This is a genomic window from Kitasatospora sp. MBT63 (genome assembly GCF_000710465.2).
In the GTDB taxonomy this organism is placed as follows: Bacteria; Actinomycetota; Actinomycetes; order Streptomycetales; family Streptomycetaceae; genus Kitasatospora.
The window spans coordinates 889-2,198 of the sequence record NZ_JAIZ01000709.1 but is presented as its reverse complement, the minus strand read 5'-3'; the positions used below and the strand labels follow the sequence as shown (position 1 = coordinate 2,198).

General features: G+C 75.7%; 1 pseudogene. It reads right to left on the bottom strand.

Annotated elements, in window-relative coordinates:
- A pseudogene (locus AA75_RS37030) lies at positions 1-1,080 on the bottom strand (hypothetical protein); the annotation flags it as partial.
- Positions 1,081-1,310: the final 230 nt, after the last annotated feature.

The following is a 1,310-nucleotide window of genomic DNA, read 5'->3' as shown; positions in this document are numbered from 1 at the left end:
CCTACAGGCGCGTCCGAGCTTTGTGTTAGCTCCTCTAAGACACTCATCGGCCCCGGTGTCGTCGAGCAGTCCGGCCAGCCGGTCCGCGTACGGCACCGCCGCCGGGCCCAGCGCCGCGAGCAGGTTCGCGGCCCGGAAGCGGACTCCCCCGTCCGGGGCGTCCAGCAGAGCACCCGCCACCGGCAGCACCGCGGGCGCCGCACCCCGCCACTCGGTGACCAGCTCCCACAGCACGTCCAGCGCCTCCCGGCACAGGGCGGTGTCCCCGGCCCGGCTCGCCCGCTCGGCCAGGCGGACCGCGAAGAACAGTTTCGTCTCCGGGGAGTGGTCCAGCCGCCGGACGATCCAGCGGAGCTCGTTCTCGCGGCTGCACGGCTCGTCCACGCCCGGCGCGAACCACACGCCCTCGAACCGCGGCTGCACCACGGAATCGGAGAACACTCCCACCAACCGGTCCAGTTGACGGACCGGCAGCTCAGGGTCCAGGTCGGCGCAGGCGTACACGGCCGCGACCCACAGCACCGGATCGTCACCCGCCAGCACGTCCGCCAGCACCGCTCGTACGGAGCCGGCCGCGCTCCTGCCCTCGCCGTCGTCCTGCGGCTCGGCCGCGGCCCCGCCGAGGGCGAGCACCAGCGCGAGCCGGACCGACCGGTCCGTCTCCACCCGCCACCGCTCCAGCAGCCGGGCGGACGGCCGCGCGAGCGGGAGTGCCGCGCGCCGCACCTCAGGGTCCGGGTCCGCGAGCAGGGCCCGCGCCGGCTCCCAGTCGCCTGCCGCCCGGCCCCGGGCTCCGATCGTGCCCAACAGGTCGACCAGGGCGAGGCGCGCACCCATGGCGGGGTCCGTGGCGAGGGCGACGAGGAACGGCAGGGCCACCGGCAGGGCGGACGGTGTCACGCACCCGTCCGCGGCGGCGAGGGAGTACAGCGGGTCGCAGTCCCGCTCCACGGCCAGTGCCCCGGCGACGGCGAGCCTGCGCAGCGCCCTCGGCACGTCCTCGACCGGGTCCGCCGGGTTCCCGGTCTCGAGCCCGTCCCAGACCACGGAGTCCAGCGCCGCCAGGAATTCCCTCGTCACCACGCCACGTCCACCGCTCCGCCGTCCCGCTGTCTGTCGGCGGCCATCCTCCACGGCGCGTGGCCGTCCTGTCGTGCGGATTCGGCCGCGGCGCTCAGGACAGCGCGAGGTCCCGGGCCGGGGCCGGTGCGGGGGCGAGGGCGGGGGCGGGCGTCAGCAGGGAGAAGGCGGAGTCCAGGCAGGCCTCGGTGCGGGACGGATCCGGGTCGGCCTTGCGCATGATCTGCAAC